This is a genomic window from Bacillus sp. M5A3_1b (genome assembly GCF_053345335.1).
Genome location: NZ_JBKEZY010000018.1, coordinates 24378 through 48485, shown reverse-complemented (window position 1 = coordinate 48485; position 24108 = coordinate 24378). Strand labels below are relative to the sequence as shown.

Annotated in this window: 26 protein-coding genes and 1 rRNA gene; 26 read left to right on the top strand and 1 reads right to left on the bottom strand. The window is 35.6% G+C overall.

Annotation, left to right across the window (positions count from 1 at the left end; genetic code table 11):
- From rrf to rsmI, 10 genes are all read left to right on the top strand, one after another.
- A 5S ribosomal RNA gene (rrf, locus tag ACLBWW_RS27795) occupies positions 1–92 on the top strand; the annotation flags it as partial.
- A 190-nt stretch (positions 93–282) separates the two neighbouring features.
- Positions 283–462, top strand: a complete 180-nt coding sequence (locus tag ACLBWW_RS27790; RefSeq protein ID WP_048542201.1) for a sigma factor G inhibitor Gin — start codon at positions 283–285, stop codon at positions 460–462.
- A 72-nt stretch (positions 463–534) separates the two neighbouring features.
- On the top strand, positions 535–1956 hold the full coding sequence (locus tag ACLBWW_RS27785) for an aminotransferase class I/II-fold pyridoxal phosphate-dependent enzyme (protein WP_088047077.1): 1422 nt from the start codon (positions 535–537) through the stop codon (positions 1954–1956).
- Between the two features lies 1 nt (position 1957).
- Entirely contained in the window at positions 1958–2584 is a 627-nt protein-coding gene (gene tmk / locus ACLBWW_RS27780) for a dTMP kinase (RefSeq protein WP_048542197.1), read from the top strand.
- A gap of 35 nt (positions 2585–2619) precedes the next feature.
- Positions 2620–3603, top strand: a complete 984-nt coding sequence (gene holB, locus ACLBWW_RS27775) for a DNA polymerase III subunit delta' (RefSeq protein WP_046954526.1) — start codon at positions 2620–2622, stop codon at positions 3601–3603.
- Between the two features lie 5 nt (positions 3604–3608).
- Positions 3609–4436, top strand: a complete 828-nt coding sequence (locus ACLBWW_RS27770; RefSeq protein ID WP_000272429.1) for a PSP1 domain-containing protein — start codon at positions 3609–3611, stop codon at positions 4434–4436.
- A gap of 14 nt (positions 4437–4450) precedes the next feature.
- Positions 4451–4804 (top strand): DNA replication initiation control protein YabA, encoded by a 354-nt coding sequence (yabA, locus tag ACLBWW_RS27765; RefSeq protein WP_000412057.1) that lies wholly within the window; start codon positions 4451–4453, stop codon positions 4802–4804.
- Between the two features lie 121 nt (positions 4805–4925).
- Positions 4926–5666, top strand: a complete 741-nt coding sequence (locus tag ACLBWW_RS27760; protein ID WP_048542193.1) for a tRNA1(Val) (adenine(37)-N6)-methyltransferase — start codon at positions 4926–4928, stop codon at positions 5664–5666.
- Positions 5653–5943, top strand: a complete 291-nt coding sequence (locus ACLBWW_RS27755) for a GIY-YIG nuclease family protein (protein WP_000414343.1) — start codon at positions 5653–5655, stop codon at positions 5941–5943. Before ACLBWW_RS27760 ends, ACLBWW_RS27755 begins: the two co-directional genes overlap by 14 nt.
- Entirely contained in the window at positions 5912–6787 is an 876-nt protein-coding gene (gene rsmI, locus ACLBWW_RS27750) for a 16S rRNA (cytidine(1402)-2'-O)-methyltransferase (RefSeq protein ID WP_000267812.1), read from the top strand. The genes ACLBWW_RS27755 and rsmI overlap by 32 nt, the downstream gene beginning before the upstream one ends.
- A 20-nt stretch (positions 6788–6807) precedes the next feature.
- Here rsmI and ACLBWW_RS27745 read toward each other — a convergent pair whose 3' ends face one another.
- The gene (locus tag ACLBWW_RS27745; RefSeq protein WP_000843039.1) at positions 6808–7092 is read right to left on the bottom strand and encodes an AbrB/MazE/SpoVT family DNA-binding domain-containing protein; all 285 of its coding nucleotides are present in this window, start codon (positions 7090–7092) and stop codon (positions 6808–6810) included.
- Between the two features lie 521 nt (positions 7093–7613).
- On the opposite strand from ACLBWW_RS27745, the gene metG reads away from it, so the two are divergent.
- The 16 genes from metG (at position 7614) to mfd (ending at position 24057) form a co-directional block, all read left to right on the top strand.
- On the top strand, positions 7614–9596 hold the full coding sequence (metG, locus tag ACLBWW_RS27740) for a methionine--tRNA ligase (protein ID WP_048542191.1): 1983 nt from the start codon (positions 7614–7616) through the stop codon (positions 9594–9596).
- Between the two features lie 165 nt (positions 9597–9761).
- On the top strand, positions 9762–10529 hold the full coding sequence (locus ACLBWW_RS27735; RefSeq protein WP_048542189.1) for a TatD family hydrolase: 768 nt from the start codon (positions 9762–9764) through the stop codon (positions 10527–10529).
- 194 nt (positions 10530–10723) lie between these two features.
- Positions 10724–11281, top strand: coding sequence for a ribonuclease M5 (gene rnmV, locus ACLBWW_RS27730; protein WP_000692830.1), 558 nt, complete (start codon positions 10724–10726; stop codon positions 11279–11281).
- On the top strand, positions 11278–12156 hold the full coding sequence (rsmA, locus tag ACLBWW_RS27725; protein ID WP_000651555.1) for a 16S rRNA (adenine(1518)-N(6)/adenine(1519)-N(6))-dimethyltransferase RsmA: 879 nt from the start codon (positions 11278–11280) through the stop codon (positions 12154–12156). Before rnmV ends, rsmA begins: the two co-directional genes overlap by 4 nt.
- Positions 12157–12266: 110 nt before the next feature.
- A complete protein-coding gene (gene yabG / locus ACLBWW_RS27720; protein WP_447614379.1) occupies positions 12267–13130 on the top strand; it encodes a sporulation peptidase YabG in 864 nt (287 codons plus the stop codon).
- Positions 13131–13368: 238 nt separating this feature from the next.
- Positions 13369–13629 (top strand): biofilm formation stimulator Veg, encoded by a 261-nt coding sequence (gene veg / locus ACLBWW_RS27715; protein WP_000044349.1) that lies wholly within the window; start codon positions 13369–13371, stop codon positions 13627–13629.
- A gap of 91 nt (positions 13630–13720) precedes the next feature.
- The gene (gene sspF, locus ACLBWW_RS27710; protein ID WP_001985066.1) at positions 13721–13900 is read left to right on the top strand and encodes an acid-soluble spore protein SspF; all 180 of its coding nucleotides are present in this window, start codon (positions 13721–13723) and stop codon (positions 13898–13900) included.
- 196 nt (positions 13901–14096) lie between these two features.
- A complete protein-coding gene (gene ispE, locus ACLBWW_RS27705) occupies positions 14097–14966 on the top strand; it encodes a 4-(cytidine 5'-diphospho)-2-C-methyl-D-erythritol kinase (RefSeq protein ID WP_000772096.1) in 870 nt (289 codons plus the stop codon).
- 54 nt (positions 14967–15020) lie between these two features.
- Positions 15021–15869, top strand: coding sequence for a pur operon repressor (purR, locus tag ACLBWW_RS27700; RefSeq protein WP_000702482.1), 849 nt, complete (start codon positions 15021–15023; stop codon positions 15867–15869).
- Between the two features lie 124 nt (positions 15870–15993).
- Positions 15994–16368, top strand: a complete 375-nt coding sequence (locus tag ACLBWW_RS27695; protein ID WP_048542187.1) for a RidA family protein — start codon at positions 15994–15996, stop codon at positions 16366–16368.
- 152 nt (positions 16369–16520) lie between these two features.
- Complete coding sequence (gene spoVG, locus ACLBWW_RS27690; RefSeq protein ID WP_000454041.1) at positions 16521–16814, top strand: septation regulator SpoVG; 294 nt, start codon at positions 16521–16523, stop codon at positions 16812–16814.
- A 327-nt stretch (positions 16815–17141) separates the two neighbouring features.
- Positions 17142–18521 carry a bifunctional UDP-N-acetylglucosamine diphosphorylase/glucosamine-1-phosphate N-acetyltransferase GlmU gene (glmU, locus tag ACLBWW_RS27685; protein ID WP_447614378.1) on the top strand — a complete coding sequence of 460 codons (1380 nt, stop codon included), beginning with the start codon at positions 17142–17144 and terminating at the stop codon, positions 18519–18521.
- 18 nt (positions 18522–18539) lie between these two features.
- Entirely contained in the window at positions 18540–19493 is a 954-nt protein-coding gene (locus ACLBWW_RS27680; protein WP_000107420.1) for a ribose-phosphate diphosphokinase, read from the top strand.
- A gap of 72 nt (positions 19494–19565) precedes the next feature.
- Positions 19566–20126, top strand: coding sequence for an aminoacyl-tRNA hydrolase (gene pth / locus ACLBWW_RS27675; RefSeq protein WP_080377450.1), 561 nt, complete (start codon positions 19566–19568; stop codon positions 20124–20126).
- A 70-nt stretch (positions 20127–20196) separates the two neighbouring features.
- Positions 20197–20421, top strand: a complete 225-nt coding sequence (locus tag ACLBWW_RS27670) for an anti-sigma-F factor Fin family protein (RefSeq protein WP_000399441.1) — start codon at positions 20197–20199, stop codon at positions 20419–20421.
- A gap of 105 nt (positions 20422–20526) precedes the next feature.
- Positions 20527–24057 (top strand): transcription-repair coupling factor, encoded by a 3531-nt coding sequence (gene mfd / locus ACLBWW_RS27665; protein WP_000579706.1) that lies wholly within the window; start codon positions 20527–20529, stop codon positions 24055–24057.
- Positions 24058–24108: the final 51 nt, after the last annotated feature.

Here is a 24108-nt window from a genome sequence, read left to right as displayed (position 1 = left end):
ACACCCGTTCCCATACCGAACACGGAAGTTAAGCTCTCTAGCGCCGATGGTAGTTGGGACCTTGTCCCTGTGAGAGTAGGACGTCGCCAAGCAACTAAAAACACAAGTCTTTTGACTTGTGTTTTTTTCTGTTTTCAAACAGTACGAAAAAAGAAGTAATGGTAATACAAACACGTTGCCCAAGGGTTAATCATATTATATAAGAGGTGGATGTATATTTTTCTGTAAATTGTTAAGGAATAGAAGTATAAAATATGTCCATTTAAATAGGGAGGGAAGGTTATGAAAGCACAAAATGAAGTTTGTATTGTTTGTGAGACAAAAAGAAAAGAAGGGATATATGTTTATAATAATTTAATATGTTATGAATGTGAAAAGGATATGGTGAATACGGAGACAAATGATCCGAAGTATATATATTATTTAAAACAGCTTCGGAAATTAGAAGTATCATATTTTTAAATAGGCATATGCCTATTATTTTTTTTGTTCTGTATAATAGAGGAAGAATGAAATAATAAGGAAGAGATATAGATGAATCAAAATCGCATACCTTTATATGAGGCATTAACAGAGTTTAAAGAAAGAGGGCCGTTATCCTTTCATGTTCCAGGTCATAAAAATGGTTTAAACTTCCCTCAGGAAGCTGTAGGGGAGTTTAAAGATATACTATCTATCGATGTAACTGAGTTGTCTGGGTTAGATGATTTACATAGTCCGTTTGAATGTATAGATGAGGCACAACAATTATTAGCTGATGTATATGGAGTGAAAAAAAGTTATTTTTTAATTAATGGTTCAACAGTAGGGAACCTAGCAATGATTTTGTCTTGTTGTGGAGAACATGATATTGTTCTTGTACAAAGAAATTGTCATAAATCAATTATTAATGGTTTAAAATTAGCGGGCGCAAATCCAATTTTTTTAGATCCATGGATTGATGAAGCTTATAATGTACCAGTGGGAATTCATGATGAAATTATTAAGGAAGCAATTGAAAAATATCCAAATGCTAAAGCACTCATTTTAACGCATCCTAATTATTATGGTATGGGGATGGATCTAGAGGCAAGCATCGCTTATGCACATGCACATAAAATCCCTGTTTTAGTAGATGAAGCACATGGAGCCCATTTTTGTTTAGGGGGAGCATTTCCAAAGTCAGCATTAGCATATGGTGCAGATATTGTAGTTCATTCTGCACATAAAACATTACCCGCGATGACAATGGGTTCCTATTTACATATAAATAGTCGCTTAGTGAAAGAAGAAAAAGTTTCTACCTATTTAAGTATGCTACAATCTAGTAGTCCATCGTATCCAATTATGACTTCTCTTGATATTGCACGCTTTACAATAGCACGTATAAAAGAAAAGGGACATGATGAAATTGTCGAGTTTTTACGGGGATTTAAAGACGAATTGTGTTCTATTCCACAAATAGCTATTTTACAATATCCATTACAAGACGAGTTAAAGGTTACTGTACAGACACGTTGTCAGTTATCAGGATACGAATTACAGTCTGTATTTGAAAAGGTCGGTATATATACAGAAATGGCGGATCCATATAATGTCCTATTTATTTTGCCCTTGCAAGTAAATAAGGAGTATATGAAGGCTATAGAGATGATCCGAGGGGCATTGCAATATTATGAGGTGAAAGACAAGAAGGAATCTATTCGTTATACTTATAAAGGAGAATTTTCTCCTTTACCGTATACATATAAACAACTGGAAGGATATGAAACAAAAGTAGTATCTGTAGAAGAAGCAGTTGGGATGATAGCGGCAGAAATGGTAATTCCGTACCCACCTGGAATTCCATTGATTATGTATGGAGAAAGAATTACTTCAGAACATAAAGAGCAAATTATGTATTTAGAGCAATCAGGCGCTCGTTTTCAAGGTAGCACGAAATATATGAAAGTGTATGATATAGAAAGTAGGTTTTAGAATGAAGGGATTATTTGTAACAATTGAAGGTCCAGAAGGTTCAGGTAAAACAACGTTAATTAAAAGTTTATTGCCGTACTTTGAACAAAAAGAACAAAAGGTAATGGCGACGAGAGAACCAGGTGGCATTACAATTTCAGAGGATATTAGAACAATTTTACATAAACAAGAATATACGATGATGGAAGCACGTACAGAGGCGCTTCTGTATGCTGCTGCACGTAGACAACATTTGGTGGAAAAGGTTATGCCGGCACTTAACGAGGACTACCTTGTATTATGTGATCGTTTTATAGATAGCTCTTTAGCGTATCAAGGATATGCAAGAGGGTTAGGTATGGATAAAGTATTTGAAATAAATCGTTTCGCAACAGAGGACTGTATGCCTAGTTTAACGATTTACCTAGACATTGAACCAGAGATTGGTTTAGCTCGCATTGAAAAAGATGCAGGACGTGAAGTAAATCGATTAGATATGGAAGATATCTCTTTCCATAAACGTGTCCGTGAAGGATATTTACAAGTTGTAGAACGTTTCTCAGATCGTATTGTATTGGTAAATGCTGATCAACCAATGGAAAAACTTATAGAAGAAGTTGTTCAGATTATAGAAGATAAATTGTTATAATAGAAGGAAAGAATGAAATAAGTGAGGTATGCATTATGACGAAGACGTGGGAGCAGCTTTCTGCTATACAACCCATCGGTGTAAAAATGTTGATGAATAGCATTGCAAAAGAGCGTATATCCCACGCTTACTTGTTAGAGGGAGGGAAAGGGACTGGAAAGTTTGCAACGGCAATTCAAATGGCAAAGAGTTTTCTCTGTTCTGGGCGGAATGGGGTAGAGCCTTGTCACGTATGTACAAATTGTAAGCGAATTGATTCAGGTAACCACCCTAACTTACATATTGTAAAACCAGACGGATTATCTATTAAGAAGCAGCAAATTCATGATTTACAAGAAGAGTTTTCAAAAACAGGATTAGAAGCAAATAAAAAAGTATATATTATTGAGCACGCAGATCGTATGACAGCAAATGCAGCGAATACACTTTTAAAATTTTTAGAAGAACCAAGTAGTGATACAACAGCTATTTTACTTACTGAACAAAGTCATCAAATTTTAAATACGATTTTATCTCGCTGTCAAGTTGTTACATTTAGACCGTTACCTACGGAATCTTTAATTAGAAGATTACAGGATGAAGGTATTACGGCATCTTTATCGACACTTGCTGCGCAACTCACGAATAGTTTTGATGAAGCTTTAGCTTTATGTAGTGATGAATGGTTTGCACAAGCACGAGCTTTAGTGATAAAATTATGTGAAGCGCTCGAAAAGGATAAAGCCTCTATTTTTTTTGTACAAGAAAAATGGGGGAAACACTTTAGAGAGAAAGAACAATTACAGCAAGGTTTAGATATGTTGCTCCTTATTTATAAGGATTTATTATATGTTCAACTTGGAGAAGAAGATCGTCTTGTTTTTCATGAGCAGAAAGAGATGTTTGAATCTTTCTCCTATGCTCAGAAGCGCATTGTATCAGCTCTCTTTAATATATTAGAGGCAAAAAATAGAATCAACGCTAATGTAAATGCGCAGCTTGTGTTCGAACAGTTAGTGTTGCGGTTGCAGGAGGGATGACCGTTTTGTATGATGTAGTAGGTGTTCGCTTTAAGAAGGCCGGAAAGGTGTATTACTTCGATCCGAATCAGTTCGATATCTCTGAAAATGAGTTTGTAATTGTAGAAACAGTAAGAGGTATTGAGTACGGAAAAGTAGTTATTACCAAAAAGCAAGTTGATGAAAACGACGTTGTATTACCGCTAAAAAAGGTTATTCGTATTGCAAATGAAAATGATCGTACCATTGTTGAAGAGAACAAACATGCTGCAAAAGAAGCATATCAAGTTTGTCAGCAAAAGGTAGTAGAGCATAATCTTGATATGAAACTTGTAGATGTAGAGTATACGTTCGATCGCAATAAGATTATTTTCTACTTTACTGCGGATGGTCGGATTGATTTCCGCGAACTAGTGAAGGACTTAGCGGCAATTTTTAGGACAAGAATTGAACTAAGACAAATTGGTGTTCGTGATGAAGCGAAGATGCTTGGTGGTATTGGTCCGTGTGGTCGTATGCTTTGTTGTTCTACTTTTTTAGGAGATTTTGAACCTGTATCCATTAAGATGGCAAAGGATCAAAATTTATCATTAAATCCTGCAAAAATCTCTGGTTTATGTGGTCGCTTAATGTGTTGCTTAAAATATGAGAATGATGAATATGAGGCAGCAAAGGAACAACTTCCTGATTTAGATCAACGTATACAAACCCCGCATGGTACTGGCCGTGTTATCGGATTAAATATTTTAGAAAGATTAATTCAAGTGGAACTAGTAGACAAGGAACGGATAGTAGAATATACGTTAGATGAGTTAGTGAATAAAGGGGTCGTTTCGAGTCAAACCACAGATTAATGAGGTGGGTGCTTGTGGAGAAAAAAGATATTTTTGCATCGGTTTCTAGTATGGAAGAGCAAATTGGACATTTATACAAACAGTTGGGAGAATTAAAACAACATCTTGCAGAGTTGTTGGAAGAGAACCAACATATAAAAATGGAAAATGAAAATTTGCGACACCGCTTTGAAGAAGTGCAGATTAAGGAAAAACAAAAAACTCAAAAACGTAAAGAAGTGAAGCCGAAGACAACTGATATTGGCGAAGGCTATGATAATTTAGCAAGGCTATATCAAGAAGGTTTTCATATTTGTAATCTGCATTATGGAAGTGTACGTAAAGAGGGAGATTGTTTATTCTGCCTGTCATTTTTAAATAAAAAGTGAAATTACCTTTCCAATGATAATTGGAAAGGTAATTTTTTATACATGAGAGTAGAATGAAATATGTTTTTTTATTAGTAGAAGATGAAATAGGGTAGGTTAAGTGTAAGAAAAGGAGTAACATATGAATTTATATGAAGATGAACGTTTAGATTACTTATTAGCGCAAGATATGAAGATTGTACAAAGCCCATCAGTATTCAATTTCTCGTTAGATGCTGTTTTACTTGCAGAATTTGCTTGGGTGCCGATTCAAAAAGGTAATGTACTTGATCTGTGTACAGGTAACGCAGTTGTCCCCCTTTTATTAAGTACCAGAACAAAGGGAAACATTACAGGTGTAGAAATTCAAGAACGTTTATATGATATGGGAATCAGAAGCGTTCAATACAATAAGTTAGAAGAAAGAATTCACTTAATACATGGGGATTTGAAAGATATGCCGGAGAAACTTGGACGTCATCAATATGATGTAGTTACATGTAATCCCCCTTATTTTCAAACACCTGCAACTTCTGAGAAAAATATGAATGAACATTTAGCGATAGCTCGTCATGAAATTATGTGTACATTAGAGGATGTTGTATCTGCAAGTAGTCAGTTAGTAAAGCAAGGTGGGAAAGTAGCATTTGTACATCGTCCAGGTCGTTTGCTAGATATTGTTACATTAATGCGTAAATACAAAATTGAACCAAAGCGTGTGCGATTTGTTTATCCTAAGGCAGGGAAAGAAGCGAATACATTGTTAATTGAAGGAATTAAGGATGGAAACGCAGATTTGAAAATATTGCCCCCTCTTTTTGTATATGAAGCAAATAATGAATATACAAAGGAGATTCGTTCAATTTTATATGGAGAAGAATAAGCATTGTTTTTATGTTGTAGAGTGCTCTGACGGAAGTTATTATGCTGGATATACAAATCATATAGAGAAGCGGATTCAGACCCATAATAGTGGAAAAGGGGCTAGGTATACGCGTGCTAGACTTCCTGTTGTTTTAAAATACATAGAATTTCATGAAGATAAGCGTACAGCTATGCAAGCAGAGTATTATTTTAAGCAGTTAAATAGAAAACAAAAAGAAGAATATATGCAAAAAGGAGAACGCTATGTGGCAACAAAAAAGCTTTCAACAAAATGAAAAGGGAGTTTTATATTTAGTACCAACTCCTATTGGAAATTTAGAAGATATGACATTTCGTGCAATCCGAATTTTAAAAGAAGCTGATTTAATTGCTGCTGAAGATACGAGACAAACGAAAAAACTTTGTAATTATTTCGAAATTGAAACCCCCGTTATGAGTTACCATGAGCATAATAAGGAAGTAAGTGGTAAGAAAATATTAGGGAAGTTAGACGAAGGAAAGACTGTAGCACTTGTTAGTGATGCTGGTATGCCTTGTATTTCCGATCCAGGTTACGATATTGTTGTAGAGGCTGTAGCAGAACAGTATCATGTAATCCCGCTTCCTGGGGCAAATGCAGCCCTTACAGCATTAATTGCATCAGGTCTTGAAACAAAACAATTTTATTTCTATGGATTTTTACAAAGAAATAAAAAAGAGAGAAAAATGGAGTTAGAGAAGCTTCGTTATGTACAAACTACAATGATGTTTTATGAAGCGCCCCATCGTTTAGATGATACTTTAATCTCGATGCAAGAAGTGTTGGGAAATAGAGAAATTGTATTATGTCGAGAGTTAACGAAAAAATTTGAGGAATTTATTCGTGGAACAGTTGAGGAAGCAATTGAGTGGACGAAACAAAATGAAGTTCGTGGCGAGTTTTGTATTTTAGTAGCTGGTTCAACGGAAGAACCTACCCCGGAAGAACAATGGTGGGAATCTATTTCGGTATATGATCATATTGAACATTATATAAACGAAAAAGGTATGAATTCAAAAGAGGCAATAAAAACAGTCGCTAAAGATCGAGATTTGTCGAAACGCGATGTATATCAAATCTATCATGTCGATAAAAAATAAGCTTCTCATAATTGAGAAGCTTATTTTGCTGTTTCGATATAATCTTGAAGTTCGTTTAAGATTCGCTCAGCGCCTTCTTTGCTTAAGATAATTTTACCTTCAGCTAAAGATAGGTTACCATCAGATACTTCACCAGTTACTTGGCAAGTCATGTTTGGCTTATATTTTTTTAAGATGATTTTCTCGTCATCAACGTAGATTTCAAGAGCATCCTTTTCTGCAATACCTAAAGTACGGCGTAATTCGATTGGAATTACTACACGACCTAATTCATCAACTTTACGAACGATACCAGTAGATTTCATAATTTTTTTCCTCCTAAAGAAATAGTTTATAAGTTTCGAGTCTATTTTCTAGATTCGTCATTTTTCGACAAAATACCCTATGGACATATGATACCAATCATTTACATTTCCGTCAATTCTTTAATTCTATATTTTTTAAAAAGATTTATAGATTTCTTACTTCTTATATATAATAGAATGAGAGTAATTTCTACTATTATTTCACTTTATTTTCAGAAAAGTTTATAGATTGTAAGTAAGGACTGTATATTTTCTTGAAATATGAGCAATAGATGATAAAGATATTAAGTATTAACTCGTTTTTATCCCGCTATTTGCCAAGCAGTAAGATTCTAAATTTAAAATTTGGCTGGAGCAAAGAAGTTAAGTTGGAGTCGGATTGCTCGTAAAAGCCTGATTGGTGCGGGCTAATAATCCGCGGGAGTGAACAAAACCCCCACAGATTAAAGTTTCACTTTATATATAAGTTTTTGATATACTATTTATAAATACATATGAGGTTATCCGGGAGGTCCAAAACAATGACAGAGGAAAATAAGTCCTTTTATATTACTACCCCAATTTATTATCCAAGTGGAAAATTACACATTGGACATGCTTATACAACAGTAGCAGGAGATGCGATGGCACGATATAAGCGTATGCAAGGATACAATGTTCATTATTTAACAGGAACTGATGAGCATGGACAGAAGATACAAAAGAAAGCAGAAGAATTAAATGTTACACCACAAGCATATGTGGATAACATTGTTGCAGGAATTAAAGAACTTTGGGAGAAAATGGATATCTCTTATGATGATTTTATTCGTACAACTGAAGATCGTCATAAAGATGTTGTTGAAAAAATCTTCAAGCAACTAGTAGATCAAGGTGATATTTATCTTGATGAATATGAAGGTTGGTATTCTGTACAAGATGAGACATTCTATACAGAGCATCAATTAGTAGATCCAATTATGGAAGGTGAAAAAGTAGTTGGAGGAAAAAGCCCAGATAGTGGTCATGATGTAGAACTTGTTCGTGAAGAATCGTATTTCTTTAGAATGGGTAAATATGTCGACAGACTATTAAAATTCTATGAAGATAATCCACATTTCATTCAGCCAGAGTCTCGTAAGAATGAGATGATTAATAACTTCATTAAACCAGGCCTAGAAGATTTAGCTGTTTCTCGTACTTCATTTGACTGGGGAGTTCGTGTTCCAGGTAACCCGAAACACGTTATTTACGTATGGGTTGACGCATTATCTAACTACATTACAGCATTAGGTTATGGAACAGAAAATGAAGAGATGTATAAGAAATTCTGGCCAGCTGATGTACATTTAGTTGGAAAAGAAATCGTTCGTTTCCATACAATTTATTGGCCAATCATTTTAATGGCATTAGATTTACCTCTTCCGAAAAAAATCTTTGCTCATGGTTGGATTTTAATGAAGGATGGAAAGATGAGTAAGTCAAAAGGAAACGTAGTAGATCCAGTTACTTTAATCGATCGTTACGGATTAGATGCATTACGTTATTACTTACTTCGTGAAGTTCCATTCGGATCTGATGGCGTATTCACACCAGAAGGATTTGTGGAGCGCATTAATTTCGATTTAGCAAATGACTTAGGTAACTTATTAAATCGTACAGTAGCTATGATTGATAAGTACTTTAACGGAGAAATCCCTGCATTTAAAGAAAATGTAACGGAATTCGATGAAACGTTAGTAACGTTTGCAAAAGATACATTGAAAAAAGTAGAAGAGGCAATGGAGAATATGGAATTCTCTGTAGCGTTAAGCTCAATTTGGCAATTGGTTAGCCGTGCAAATAAATATATTGATGAAACACAACCGTGGGTATTAGCGAAAGATGAGAATGATCGTGAAAAATTAGCTTCTGTAATGGCCCACTTAGCAGAGGTGCTTCGTCAAACAGGTATTATGCTTATGCCGTTCCTAACAGTAGCACCAAGTAAGATGTTTGCTCAGCTTGGACTTACTGAAGAGGCACATAAATCTTGGGAAAGCCTATCTACAATTGGCTGTATTCCAGCTGGAACAAAAGTAGAAAAAGGAAACCCGATTTTCCCTCGTTTAGAAATGGAAGTAGAAGTAGGGTACATTAAAGAACAAATGAAAAGCTCTGCTCCTAAAGTAGAAGAGAAAAAAGAAGAAGAACCGAAAGCAGAAGAAATTACAATTGATGATTTCTTTAAAGTAGAATTACGTGTAGCTGAAGTACTATCAGCTGAACCTGTGAAAAAAGCAGATAAGTTGTTAAAAATTCAGCTGGATTTAGGTACAGAAAAGCGTCAAGTTGTTTCAGGAATTGCAAAATTCTATTCGCCGGAAGACCTAAAAGGTAAAAAGGTTATTTGTGTAACAAACTTAAAACCTGTAAAATTACGCGGTGAATTATCACAAGGTATGATTTTAGCGGGTGAAGAGAATGGCGTATTGTCATTAGCATCAATCGACCAAAATCTACCAAACGGTACAAAAATCAAGTAATTAAGACAAGAAAAGAGATGTTTCACGTGTAACATGTGTGAAGCGTCTTTTTTCTTTTTACACTCTCTATTTTTGCATTAAAATTATAGTATTGTTATCGTTAAGTTATTAAAGAGCTTATTTTTTAGAATAAACTTGATTTCAATATAAAAGGAGTTATGTATTATGTTGTTTGATACACATTCACATTTGAATGCAGAGCAATTTGAAGAAGATTTGCAAGAGGTTATTGCACGAATGAAAGAAGCGGGAGTTACCTATACAGTTGTTGTTGGTTTTGATGAAGTAACGATAAAAAAGGCGATTGAATTAGCTGAAACTTATGATTTTATTTACGCTGCGGTTGGATGGCATCCAGTTGATGCAATTGACATGACAGAAGAACATCTAGCTTGGTTAGAAGAACTTGCTTCTCATCCTAAAGTCGTTGCGCTTGGAGAGATGGGATTAGATTATCATTGGGATAAGTCTCCAAAAGAAATACAGAAGGAAGTATTCCGTAAACAAATTGCATTGGCTAAAAAAGTGAAATTGCCGATTATTATACATAATCGCGATGCAACTCAAGATATTGTTGATATTCTAGAAGAAGAGAATGCAGCTGAAGTGGGAGGCATTATGCATTGCTTTAGCGGCAGCGTAGAAGTAGCAGAGCGATGTGTTAATATGAACTTTTTAATTTCGTTAGGTGGACCAGTTACATTTAAAAATGCTAAGAAGCCGAAAGAAGTTGCTGTGGAGATTCCATTAGAGAAATTGTTAATAGAGACAGATTGTCCATATTTAACACCACATCCATTTCGAGGAAAACGAAATGAACCGAGTTATGTAAAACTCGTAGCAGAAGAAATTGCGAATTTAAAAGGAATTTCTTATGAGGAAGTAGCAGAAATAACAACAAAAAATGCAAAAGCTTTATTTGGTGTTGAATAAAAAGGAGTGGGAGAACCCATTCTTTTTTATTTTTGTGAAAAAATAAGGGCGAATGAGGAAGTGTTACAATAAGGAGAGAGAACAAAGTTTTGGACATTCTATTTTTTAAAATGTAAGAATGGGGAAAATAATAATGGAAAAGTCGTCATTTTTTTGTTTTACTAAGTAGAGACGAAACGAGTGTGGAGGCAAGCATGAAAATTAAAGAGATTATCGTTGTAGAAGGTAAAGATGATACAGTTGCGATTAAGCGTGCTGTTGATGCGGATACAATTGAAACGAACGGTTCAGCAATCGGTGATCATGTTATTGAGCAAGTTAAATTAGCGCTGCAAAAACGGGGCGTTATTATTTTCACAGATCCGGATTATCCTGGAGAGCGTATTCGAAAAATTATTTCTGATAAGGTGCCTGGATGTAAACATGCTTTTTTACCGAAGGAAGAAGCACTTGCCAAAAGGAAAAAGGGTGTCGGGATTGAACATGCTTCTAATGAATCAATTCGCCGTGCTTTAGAGAATATACATGAAGAAATGGAAGCTTACACAAGTGAAATCAGTTGGAGCGATTTAGTCGATGCAGGCTTAGTGGGCGGAGAAATGGCAAAGAGTCGCAGAGAAAGAATGGGTAAGCTATTAAAGATTGGTTATACAAACGCAAAACAGTTACATAAACGTTTACAAATGTTTCAAGTTTCAAAAGAATCGTTTGCAGAAGCTTATAAGCAAGTCATACAGGAGGAAAGAAAATGAAGGATATCGCAACGCCAAATCGTACGAAAGACATTGTTGAAAAGTATGGATTTTCATTCAAAAAAAGTTTAGGACAAAATTTTTTAATTGATACGAATGTATTAAATCGTATTGTCGATCACGCTGAAATTGGTTCAGAAAGTGGTGCAATTGAAATTGGACCAGGTATCGGTGCGTTAACAGAACAATTAGCGAAGCGTGCTAAAAAAGTAGTAGCTTTTGAAATTGATCAGAGGTTATTACCGATTTTAGATGAGACGTTAGCTCCATATAGCAACGTTACAGTTATAAATAAAGACGTACTAAAGGCAGATGTACATGAGGTGTTTAGTGAGCAATTTGAGGAAGGGCAAGATGTAATGGTAGTAGCGAACTTACCGTACTATATTACAACGCCAATTTTATTTAAATTGTTGGAAGAGAAATTACCGGTTCGTGGATTTGTTGTTATGATGCAAAAAGAAGTTGGAGATCGTTTAGCTGCTAAACCTGGAACGAAAGAGTATGGTTCTTTATCCATTGCTATTCAGTATTATACAGAAGTGGAAACAGTTATGACTGTACCACGTACAGTGTTTGTGCCACAACCAAATGTTGATTCTGCGATTATTCGTCTCCTAAAGCGCCCAAAACCAGTTGTAGAAGTAACAGATGAGACATTCTTCTTTGAAGTAGTACGAGCAAGTTTTGCACAGCGTCGTAAAACTTTAATGAATAATTTATCAAATAATTTAAATGGTTTCCCGAAAGATAAAGAGCTGTTGGATCGAATTTTAACAGAAGTGGGAATTGATCCAAAACGAAGAGGCGAAACGCTATCTATCGAAGAGTTTGCAACATTAAGTAATGCATTAGTTCTTCATAAATTGTCATAAGAATAGAAAAGGGACAGTTCAACTTGAACTGTCCTTTTTGTCACCTTTCCTCTCCTACATTCATACTTTAAAAACAGGTAAGATGGCCTAACGAGTTTGGAGGTAGGAGAATGGCTTTACATGTTGGAGAATTAGTGGAACGATATTCTCATAATAGGGATATCCTTTTTCGTATTATAGAAATAAAAGGCGAGATAGCTATATTATTTGGAGAGGAAATTAGACTGGTGGCAGATGCGCCACTTGAAGATTTAATTAGTATAGATCAACGAGAGCATAAAAAAAGAGCGAAGCGTGAGAAAGAAACGATGGAGCGTACGTATCGTTTGTTTCAACAAGATTATGTATTAATGAAACAAAGGCATGAACACACTTCAACGGGTGGATATACAAGTGAGGTGAATTATTTTCAAATGCCAGGACGTGTATTGCATATAGATGGTGACCCGTTATATTTGCGCAAGTGCTTAGACTTATATAATAAAATTGGTGTTCCTGTACAAGGTATTCATTGTAAAGAAACAGAGATGCATGAAAAGGTAGTAAATTTAATAGATCATTTTCGTCCAGACATTTTAGTTATTACGGGGCACGATGCATATACAAAATCAAAAGGAGTAAAGGGAGATTTAGCAGCATATAGGCATTCAAGGCATTTTGTACAGGCTGTTCGAGAAGTGAGAAAAAAATATCCATCATTGGATCAACTCGTTATTTTTGCTGGGGCATGCCAATCACACTTTGAAGCATTAATTCGAGCGGGTGCTAACTTTGCTAGTTCACCATCTAGAATTAATATTCACGCACTAGATCCTGTATATGTGGTTGGTAAAATTAGTTTTACGTCATTTATGGAAAGAGTAAATGTATGGGATGTTGTACGTAATACGATTACTGGCGAAAAGGGACTTGGCGGGATTGAGACGAGGGGGATTTTACGAACTGGCTTACCCTTTCAACATTATGAAGAATAAGCAAGGTACATATGTATCTTGCTTTTTTGTATGGGAAGGATTTAAATCAGCTTGGATAAAAAGAGACAAGAACGCGCAGACTACATAATGATACTTTTACAATATAGTATTTCTTCTATCTATTTGAACGCATGATGCTTTTATAATGATATTGTCTGTGAGTTGCGGTTAATAATTGGGATAGATATATCGTGTTTTAAGTGTTCAATCTAAATTACAGCGAGGTGTAACGAAGTATATGTCAAAACGTTTAGATGAAATTAAAAGCGAATTAGATCACCATCTTGGACAGAGACTGATGTTAAAGGCGAATAGTGGGAGAAGAAAAACAGTAGAACAATCAGGTGTACTTGCAGAAACGTACCGTTCTGTTTTTGTTGTACAATTGGATCAGCAAGAAGATGCGTTGCAACGTGTATCATATAGCTATGCGGATGTTTTAACAGAGACAGTAGAGTTAACGTTTTATGGTGAACCTCATAATGAAGTGATTTTATAATTCATGTATCGTTACATATATTCCCACAAATGAAAAGCTATATTATTTTGCATACTAATTATACCGTAGCAAAATAAGGAGGGACTCTGCATTGAGTAGACGAAGAGGTGTCATGTCAAATCAATTTAAAGAAGAGCTTGCAAAAGAGCTAGGCTTTTATGATGTTGTTCAGAAAGAAGGCTGGGGCGGAATTCGTGCGAAAGATGCTGGTAACATGGTGAAACGTGCTATAGAAATTGCAGAACAGCAATTAATGAAACAAAACCAGTAGTTGTAAGATACTTTCTATGCTACGGTAGCCGAGGAGTGATTCCTCGGCTTTTTGTACTCGAAAAGGTGCCATCATTTTACATAAGTAGTTTCATTCTGAATGCTTTTCGTTATAATTAGGGAAGTGTCATCGTCTTACTATAAATTTATGGTAAAATAAACGATAAAAGATTGAGTACATAGAGTGGGTGAATAGATTGAAGCTACTAGTGAAAGCACCAGCAAAGATTAATCTGTCGTTAGATGTACTGGGAAAAAGACAAGACGGATATCATGAAGTGAAAATGATTATGACAACAATTGATTTAGCGGATCGTTTAGAACTAATGGAATTAGCAGAAGACCGTATTGAAATTTTATCCCATAATCGGTATGTCCCAGACGACCAAAGAAATTTAGCTTATCAAGCGGCGAAATTATTAAAAGAGAAGTTTAATGTGAAAAAAGGCGTATCTATTACTATTGAAAAAACGATTCCAGTAGCAGCTGGATTAGCAGGTGGAAGTAGTGATGCAGCAGCGACATTACGTGGCCTTAATAAATTATGGAATTTAGGGCTTACAATTGATCAGTTAGCAGAGCTTGGCGCAAAAATCGGATCAGATGTATCGTTTTGTGTATATGGTGGGACAGCAATTGCCACTGGAAGAGGAGAGCAAATTGAGCACATAAAAACTCCACCTTCTTGTTGGGTTATTTTAGCAAAACCCCATATTGGTGTATCTACTGCTGATGTGTATGGAAATTTAAAGTTAAATCGAGTTACACATCCAAATGTAGATAAAATGGTTAACGTCATAAATGCTGGGGACTACAAAGGGATTTGTGATACTGTTGGTAATGTTTTAGAAGATGTAACGTTTGCGATGCATCCTGAAGTTGCACGTATTAAGGCACAGATGAAGCGATTTGGGGCGGATGCTGTATTAATGAGTGGAAGTGGCCCAACGGTATTTGGTCTTGTGCACCATGATTCGCGAATGCATCGTATATATAACGGATTAAAAGGATTTTGTGAACAAGTATACGCAGTACGTTTATTAGGAGAGCGAGAAACGCTTGAATAAAGACGTATAATACGTTATGATTTGTTTAGAATATTCGTGATTTGAGGTGAGAGTATGAAAATTAGACGAAGTACAAGATTAGTCGATATGACGTATTACTTGTTACAAAACCCTCGTCAGCTAGTTTCTCTCACTTTTTTTGCTGAAAGGTATCAATCAGCTAAGTCTTCCATTAGTGAAGATTTAGTTATTATTAAGCAAACGTTTGAACAACAAGGGGTCGGCACATTGCAAACGGTACCAGGAGCAGCAGGAGGAGTGAAATATATACCATATATAAGTGAGGAAGAGGCAAATCTAATTATTGGTGAGCTTTGTAGCTTATTTGAAAATCCAGATCGTATTTTGCCTGGTGGTTACTTATATATGACAGATCTTTTAAGTAATCCTCGCCATATTAATGGCGCAGGTCGTTTGTTTGCTTCTGTTTTTGCTAGGCAACCAATTGATGCGGTTATGACGGTGGCAACGAAGGGGATTCCACTTGCTTATGCGGTGGCAAATTACTTAGATGTACCGGTAGTAATTGCAAGGAAAGATAATAAGGTAACAGAAGGCCCAACTGTTAGTATTAACTATGTATCAGGTTCTTCTAAGCGAATTCAAACAATGACGTTAGCAAAGCGTAGCCTTCCAGAGGGATCAAATGTTTTAATTATTGATGACTTCATGAAAGCTGGCGGGACAATTCAAGGTATGATGAGTATGTTAGAAGAGTTTAAGGCTAATGTTGTTGGTATTGGTGTATTAGTAGAATCCACGGATATTGAAGAACGACTAATTAATAATTTTGTATCATTAATTCGTCTATCAGAAGTTGATGTGAAAGAAAAAGCGATTCAAGTGGAAAAGGGAAATTATTCACTGGCACCATTTGATGAAGGGCTTGTAGAGGCTGAGTAAAAAGGTAAAGCAGATCGCTTTATCTTTTTTTTATTCTATTTATAAATTATAAAATAGATGGACAAACTGCTTTTCGTGCACTATTTTTAAAGAGTAAAAATAAATAATAAAAGGGTGGAAAAATATGAAAGTTGTTCAAACAAGCAATGCACCACAAGCAATTGGACCATATTCACAAGGGATTATTGTAAATAATATGTTTTACAGTTCAGGACAAATTCCGTTAACTGCAAGTGGAGAGCTTGTAGCAGGAGACGTGACAGTACAAACAGAGCAAGTATTTCAAAATTTACAAGCGGTATTAGAAGAAGCAGGTGCTTCATTTGATTCAGTAGTAAAAACAACAGTATTCTTAAAAGATATGGATGATTTTAATGCTGTTAATGACGTATACGGCTCTTATTTCTCTACTCATAAGCCAGCTCGTTCTTGTGTACAAGTAGCAAAATTACCGAAAGATGTTTCAGTTGAAATCGAAGTAATTGCCCTAGTTAAGTAGTTCTTTGTAAGCGATAACCTCCACTAATCTCTATATTCAATTACATTAAAAATTTTTATCTTAAAAATTTTTAAAAAATTAAAGGGAAAATAGAAAATTTGTGGAATTTATACAAATATATCGCTTATTTAGAAAAGGGTGGTGAACACAAGATGGAAGTGACTGACGTAAGATTACGCCGCGTAAACACAGAAGGCCGCATGAGAGCAATTGCCTCTATTACTCTAGACCATGAATTTGTTGTTCATGATATTCGTGTAATTGATGGTAATAATGGATTATTTGTAGCAATGCCAAGCAAACGTACTCCAGATGGAGAATTCCGTGACATTGCACATCCAATTAATTCTGGTACACGCTCTAAAATTCAAGATGCGGTTTTAACAGAGTATCATCGTTTAGGCGAGTTAGAAGAGGTTGAGTTTGAAGAAGCGGGTGCTTCGTAAAATTCGAATGAAAAGGGCTTTTTAAAGAAATCCCTATAATTTTGCAACAAACTCCTGTAAGCATTTACAGGAGTTTGTTTTTTTTTTTTGGAGTTTTATACATTTTACGTGCGGAAAATTCAGAATTCATTAAAATGAAGAAGAAAACTTCTAATTTTTTCAAAATCAATTTAAATAGTATAGCTTATTTCTTAAAAAAGATACTAAAGAGTAAAACATCGTATGAGAATTATGGTAAAATTTAATAGTTAAAATGTGTTTCTTGAAATATATGATGATTTAGGATAATATCGTTAATGGATAAATAGGTTGCGATGGAGGGTCTATATGTCAAACAGATTTGCAGTGATTCTAGCTGCAGGCAAAGGCACACGTATGAAGTCTAAGCTATACAAAGTGCTTCATCCTGTATGTGGAAAACCTATGGTACAACATGTTGTCGATCAAGTAACGCAATTAGGATTGCAGAAACTTGTAACAGTCGTAGGACATGGTGCTGAAATGGTACAAGAACAGCTAGGAAACGTAAGTGAGTTTGCATTACAAGCAGAACAACTTGGTACAGCACACGCTGTCGATCAAGCTGCAAGTATACTTGCAAATGAAGAAGGAACAACTTTAGTTATTTGTGGTGATACGCCGCTAATAACTGCTGAAACGATGGAAGCATTGCTTCAGCAGCATAAAGAAGCAGGGGCAATGGCAACGGTGCTAACAGCTTACATAGAAGAACCTGCTGGCTATGGTCGTATCGTTCGTAATGAGAATGGTCATGTTGAAAAGATTGTTGAGCATAAGGATGCAAATGAGAAAGAATTAGCTATTAAAGAAATCAATACAGGTACGTATTGTTTTGATAATAAAGCTTTATTCGCCTCACTTTCTAAAGTTTCAAATGATAACGTACAAGGTGAATATTACCTGCCAGATGTTATTGAGATTTTAAAAAATGAAGGTCATATCGTATCGGCTTATCAAACAGAGCACTTCGATGAAACGTTAGGTGTTAACGACAGAGTCGCTCTATCGCAAGCGGAAATTATTATGAAAAACCGTATCAACCGTAAAAACATGGTAAATGGTGTTACAATTATTGATCCAAGTAACACGTATATTTCTGCTGATGCAATTATCGGTAGTGATACAGTTCTTCATCCAGGAACAATTATTGAGGGGAATACTGTAATTGGTTCTGATTGTGAAATTGGACCGCACACAGTAATTCGCGATAGTGAAATTGGAGATCGTACGACAATTCGACAATCTACTGTACATGATAGTAAACTTGGTACAGAAGTATCGGTTGGTCCATTTGCACATATTCGCCCAGATTCAATTATTGGAGATGAAGTACGCGTTGGAAACTTCGTGGAAATCAAAAAAACTGTTTTTGGTAATAGAAGTAAAGCTTCACACTTAAGTTATATCGGGGATGCACAAGTTGGAGAAGACGTGAATCTTGGTTGTGGTTCAATTACGGTGAACTATGACGGTAAGAATAAATTCAAAACTGTGATTGGTAACGGGGTATTTATTGGATGTAATTCAAACCTTGTCGCTCCTGTAACAGTTGAAGATGGTGCCTATGTGGCAGCAGGCTCTACAATTACAGAGAATGTTCCATCAAAAGCATTATCTGTAGCACGTGCACGTCAAGTTAACAAAGAGGACTATGTTGATCAATTGCTGAATAAGAAAAAATCATAATGTGGAGGGTTAATCTAGATGTCGACTCAATATCTAAATTCTAATTTGAAAGTATTCTCTTTAAACTCTAATAAGGAACTTGCTGAGCAAATTGCAAAGCACATTGGAGTAGGACTAGGAAAATGTTCTGTTGATCGTTTTAGTGATGGAGAAGTTCAAATTAACATTGAAGAAAGTATCCGTGGTTGCGATGTATTCATTATTCAATCTACAAGCTTCCCAGTAAACGAACATATCATGGAATTACTTATTATGATCGATGCATTAAAACGTGCATCTGCAAAAACAATTAATATTGTTATTCCTTACTATGGTTATGCGCGTCAAGACCGTAAAGCGCGTTCTCGTGAACCAATTACATCGAAACTTGTAGCAAACTTGCTTGAAACAGCAGGTGCAACTCGTGTAATCACTCTAGATTTACATGCTCCACAAATTCAAGGGTTCTTTGATATCCCAATCGACCACTTAATGGGTGTACCGATTCTTTCAGATTACTTTGAAACAAAAGGTCTTAAAGATATCGTAATCGTGTCACCAGACCACGGTGGGGTAACTCGTGCTAGAAAAATGGCAGATCGCCTAAAAGCACCAATCGCTATTATTGATAAGCGTCGTCCTCGTCCGAACGTATCAGAGGTAATGAACATTATCGGTAATATTGAAGGTAAAACAGCAATTTTAATTGATGACATCATTGATACAGCTGGTACAATTACATTAGCAGCAAACGCTCTTGTTGAGAACGGTGCTTCTGAAGTATATGCTTGCTGTACACACCCAGTATTATCTGGTCCAGCAATTGAGCGTATCCAAAACTCAAATATTAAAGAGTTAGTTGTAACGAACTCTATCGTATTACCAGAAGAGAAGAAAATCGACAAAGTACATGAACTTTCAGTTGCTCCACTAATCGGAGAGGCGATCATTCGTGTATACGAAGAAGAATCTGTAAGTGTATTATTCAATTAATTGGATAGAATGAGACGTAACCAAGATTGGTTACGTCTTTTCGTATCGAAAAAAGAAAGTAGTGGTACAAGAATGAAATTGATAGTAGGACTTGGGAACCCAGGTAGAGAATATGAATTAACAAGGCATAATATTGGATTTATGGCGATTGATGAACTTGCAAAGCGTTGGAATATTTCTTTGAATGAGCAAAAATTTAAAGGAGTATTTGGTGCAGGATTTGTTAATGGAGAAAAAGTAATCTTATTAAAGCCACTTACATATATGAATTTATCTGGGGAAAGTATTCGACCGCTCATGGATTACTATAAAATTGATGTTGAGGACTTCGTTGTTCTGTACGATGATTTAGACATCCCTGTAGGTAAATTACGCCTTCGTATGAAAGGTAGTGCTGGTGGACATAATGGTGTGAAATCAACAATTTCACATTTAGGAACACAAGAGTTTCAACGTATCCGCATGGGAATTGATCGTCCGAAAAATGGCATGAAGGTAGTAGATTACGTATTAGGACGTTTTACATCGGAAGAAATTCCTGATGTGAGTCATTCTATTGAAAAAGCAGCGGATGCATGTGAAGAATGGTTAAATAAACCTTTTCTTCAAATCATGAATACCTTCAATAGTTAAGGTTATGATTGGGAATATTTTGTCTTGTTTTTACCCATACTAGTAGTAATTAGATTTTTAGGAGGCTAGTATGGAAGGGTATTATTATTGCAGACATTGCGGGAGTAATGTAGGCTCCGTTACTGCAGAAAAAGTGTATAGCGACGTTTTATTTCAACTAACAGAGCAAGAAGTAGTAGAGATGATTCATTTTCATGAGAATGGAAATATATATATAAAAACGATTTGTGAATCGTGTCAAGAAACGCTCGCATCTTATCCTGAGTATTATGAATATGAAAAATTTCTGCAATAAAATGTTGTCGCTTTGGCATGTCCAAAGCATTTTTCTGTTTTCTTTTTCCAAAATATTTGCATAAAATATAGTGGCTTGCTCTTTATGTTGAGAGGGGTTTTGAAAATGATAGGTTTATTAGAGCAATTTTATAAAAATGAAGAGATCCAATCGGTTATTAATGGACTAGAAGATGGTTTAAAAGAACAACTTGTATCAGGTATGGCAACCTCTTCTCGTTCGTTATTAATGGCGGCCTTATATAAAAAAACAAAAAAATCACAACTTATTGTGACGCATAATTTATATCAAGCACAAAAAGTGCATGAAGATTTAGTGGCGTTACTTGGTGAAAAAGATGTGTGGTTATACCCAGTAAATGAATTGATAGCATCAGAAATTGGTGTTGCAAGCCCAGAATTGAAGGCGCAACGTATTGAAGTATTGAATCGTTTAGCGGCAGGAGAGAACGGGATTATTGTAGCGCCAGTTGCAGGACTACGCAGATTTTTACCAATGAAAGAGTTGTGGAAGCAAAGGCAAATCGAAATCAATCTAGGGCAAGAGATTGATTTAGATACATTCTTGCATACTTTACATCATATTGGTTATGAGCGTAAGTCGATGGTAGAAGCTCCTGGGGAATTCAGTTTGCGCGGGGGAATATTAGATATTTACCCATTAACTGAAGAGTTACCATTTCGTATTGAATTTTTCGATACAGAAGTTGATTCTATTCGATTATTTGATGTGGATGAACAGCGCTCTCAAGATAAAAAAGAAAGTGTTAGATTTGGTCCAGCAACAGAGTTTTTATTTTCACAGGAAGAATTGAAGTCGGGAATTGAGCATCTTGAGGAAGGCTTGACTAAGACGATGCAAAAACTTTCCGATGATAAATTGAAGACTACAGTGCTTGAAACGGTAAGTCATGAAATTGAGATGTTAAAAAACGGGCAAAGTATAGAACAGATGTTTAAATATTTATCTATTTTCTATAAAGAACCTGCTAGTCTGATAGATTATTTACCAGAAGATGGTATTGTAGTTTTGGATGAGATTTCCCGTATTCAAGAAACGGCATCACATCTTGAAACGGAAGAGGCGGAATGGTATATATCACTTCTTGGTGAGGGAACAATTATTCAAGATTTATCTTTCTCACACTCGTTTGAGGAATTTCTTCATCATAAAAAAAGAAGTTTTGTATATTTAACGTTATTCTTACGTCATATAGCACATACACATCCGCAAAACATTGTGAATGTGACATGTAAAACAATGCAAGATTTCCATGGGCAGATGCAGTTGTTGAAAACTGAAATTGATAGATGGAACGAAGGGCATTTTACGACTGTTGTGCTCGGCACAGATGATGAACGTGTAAAAAAACTACAACATATTTTAAGTGATTATGATATTGAGGCAGATATCGTAGAGGGCACAGATATATTATTGCCTGGAAGGTTGCAAATTGCTGTAGGTGATTTACATGCAGGATTTGAAATGCCGATGCAAAAGCTTGTTGTTATTACTGAAAAAGAGCTTTTTCATAAAAAAGTTAAAAAATCACAACGTAAGCAGAAGTTATCTAATGCTGAACGTATTAAAAGTTATTCGGAATTAAAAGTTGGAGATTATGTAGTTCATGTAAATCATGGTATAGGTAAATTCTTAGGTATCGAGACACTAGAGATTAATGGTGTTCATAAAGATTACTTGAATATTAAATATCAAGGTAATGATAAGTTATACGTTCCAATTGAACAAATTGACCAAGTGCAGAAATATGTAGGATCTGAAGGTAAGGATCCTAAAGTTTATAAGTTGGGCGGAAATGATTGGAAAAAGGTCAAAACGAAAGTTGAAAAATCTGTACAAGACATTGCGGATGACCTAATTAAACTATATGCTGAGCGCGAAGCTTCAAAAGGTTATGCATATACACCAGATACAGCAGAACAACAAGAATTTGAATCTTCTTTCCCATATCAAGAGACAGAGGATCAATTACGCTCTATTGACGAGATTAAGAAAGATATGGAACGTGGACGTCCGATGGATAGGCTTCTTTGTGGTGATGTAGGATATGGAAAGACGGAAGTAGCTATCCGTGCGGCATTTAAGGCAATTATGGATGAAAAACAAGTTGCAATTTTAGTGCCGACAACGATCCTTGCACAACAACACTATGAAACAATTCGAGAGCGTTTTCAAGATTATCCAATCAATATAGGATTATTAAGTAGATTCCGTACGAGAAAACAGCAAAATGAAACAATTAAAGGCTTAAAAGATGGTACGGTAGATATCGTAATCGGAACGCATCGTATTTTATCTAAAGACGTTACTTATAAAGATTTAGGTCTTCTTATTATTGATGAAGAACAAAGGTTTGGTGTAACGCATAAAGAAAAAATTAAACAATTAAAAGCAAATGTTGACGTGTTAACATTAACGGCAACTCCGATTCCGCGTACACTCCATATGTCTATGCTTGGTGTGCGTGACTTATCTGTTATTGAGACACCACCAGAAAATCGTTTCCCAGTCCAAACGTATGTAGTAGAGTATAATCCAGCGTTAATGCGAGAAGCGATAGAACGAGAGCTTGCAAGAGGTGGGCAAATTTACTTCCTATATAATCGTGTGGAGGATATCGAAAGAAAAGCAGATGAAATTTCGATGTTAGTTCCAGACGCGCGTGTAACGTATGCACATGGGAAAATGAACGAAGGTGAATTAGAGTCTGTTATGCTATCGTTTTTAGAAGGGCAGCATGATGTTCTTGTAAGTACAACAATTATTGAGACGGGTGTAGATATTCCGAATGTAAATACGTTAATTGTATTTGATGCAGATCGTATGGGATTATCGCAGCTGTATCAGCTTCGTGGTCGTGTTGGACGTTCTAATCGTGTTGCATATGCATACTTTGCATACAAACGAGATAAAGTGTTATCAGAAGTTGCAGAGAAGCGTCTGCAAGCCATTAAAGAGTTCACAGAGCTTGGGTCAGGTTTCAAAATTGCGATGAGAGACTTATCCATTCGTGGTGCAGGTAACTTGTTAGGAGCCGAACAGCATGGATTTATTGATTCTGTCGGATTTGATCTATATTCTCAAATGTTAAAAGATGCAATTGAACAGCGTAGAGGAACAGATGGGGTTGAAAATACAGTTAATGTTGAAATTGATTTAGAAGTAGATGCATATTTACCAGATGCTTATATTTCAGATAGTAAACAAAAGATTATGATGTATAAACAGTTTAGAGGTGTTTCTGCAATTGAGGATATTGAAGAGTTGCAGGAAGAGATGATAGATAGATTTGGTGATTACCCGCAAGAAGTTGGTTACTTATTGCAAATTGCAAATATTAAAGTATTGGCAATGAAAGAACAAATTGAGTTAATTAAGCAAAATAAATTTGAAGTGACAATTCTGTTCTCAGAACAAGCAAGTCAAAATATTGATGGCGGAAAATTATTCATGCTTGGAAATAGTTTTGGACGTATGATTGGTCTAGGAATGGAAGGGTCGCAATTGAAAATCGTTATGAAAACAAATGGTTTAGAGACATCGAAGTGGTTAACAATTGCTGAAAATTTATTAAAAGGCCTACCAGATGTAAAAAAAGAAGTCATAAATGCCTAATATAAGATAAAAAAATACAATTCGGCGTGCATAGAAGAACTAATGTGTAAA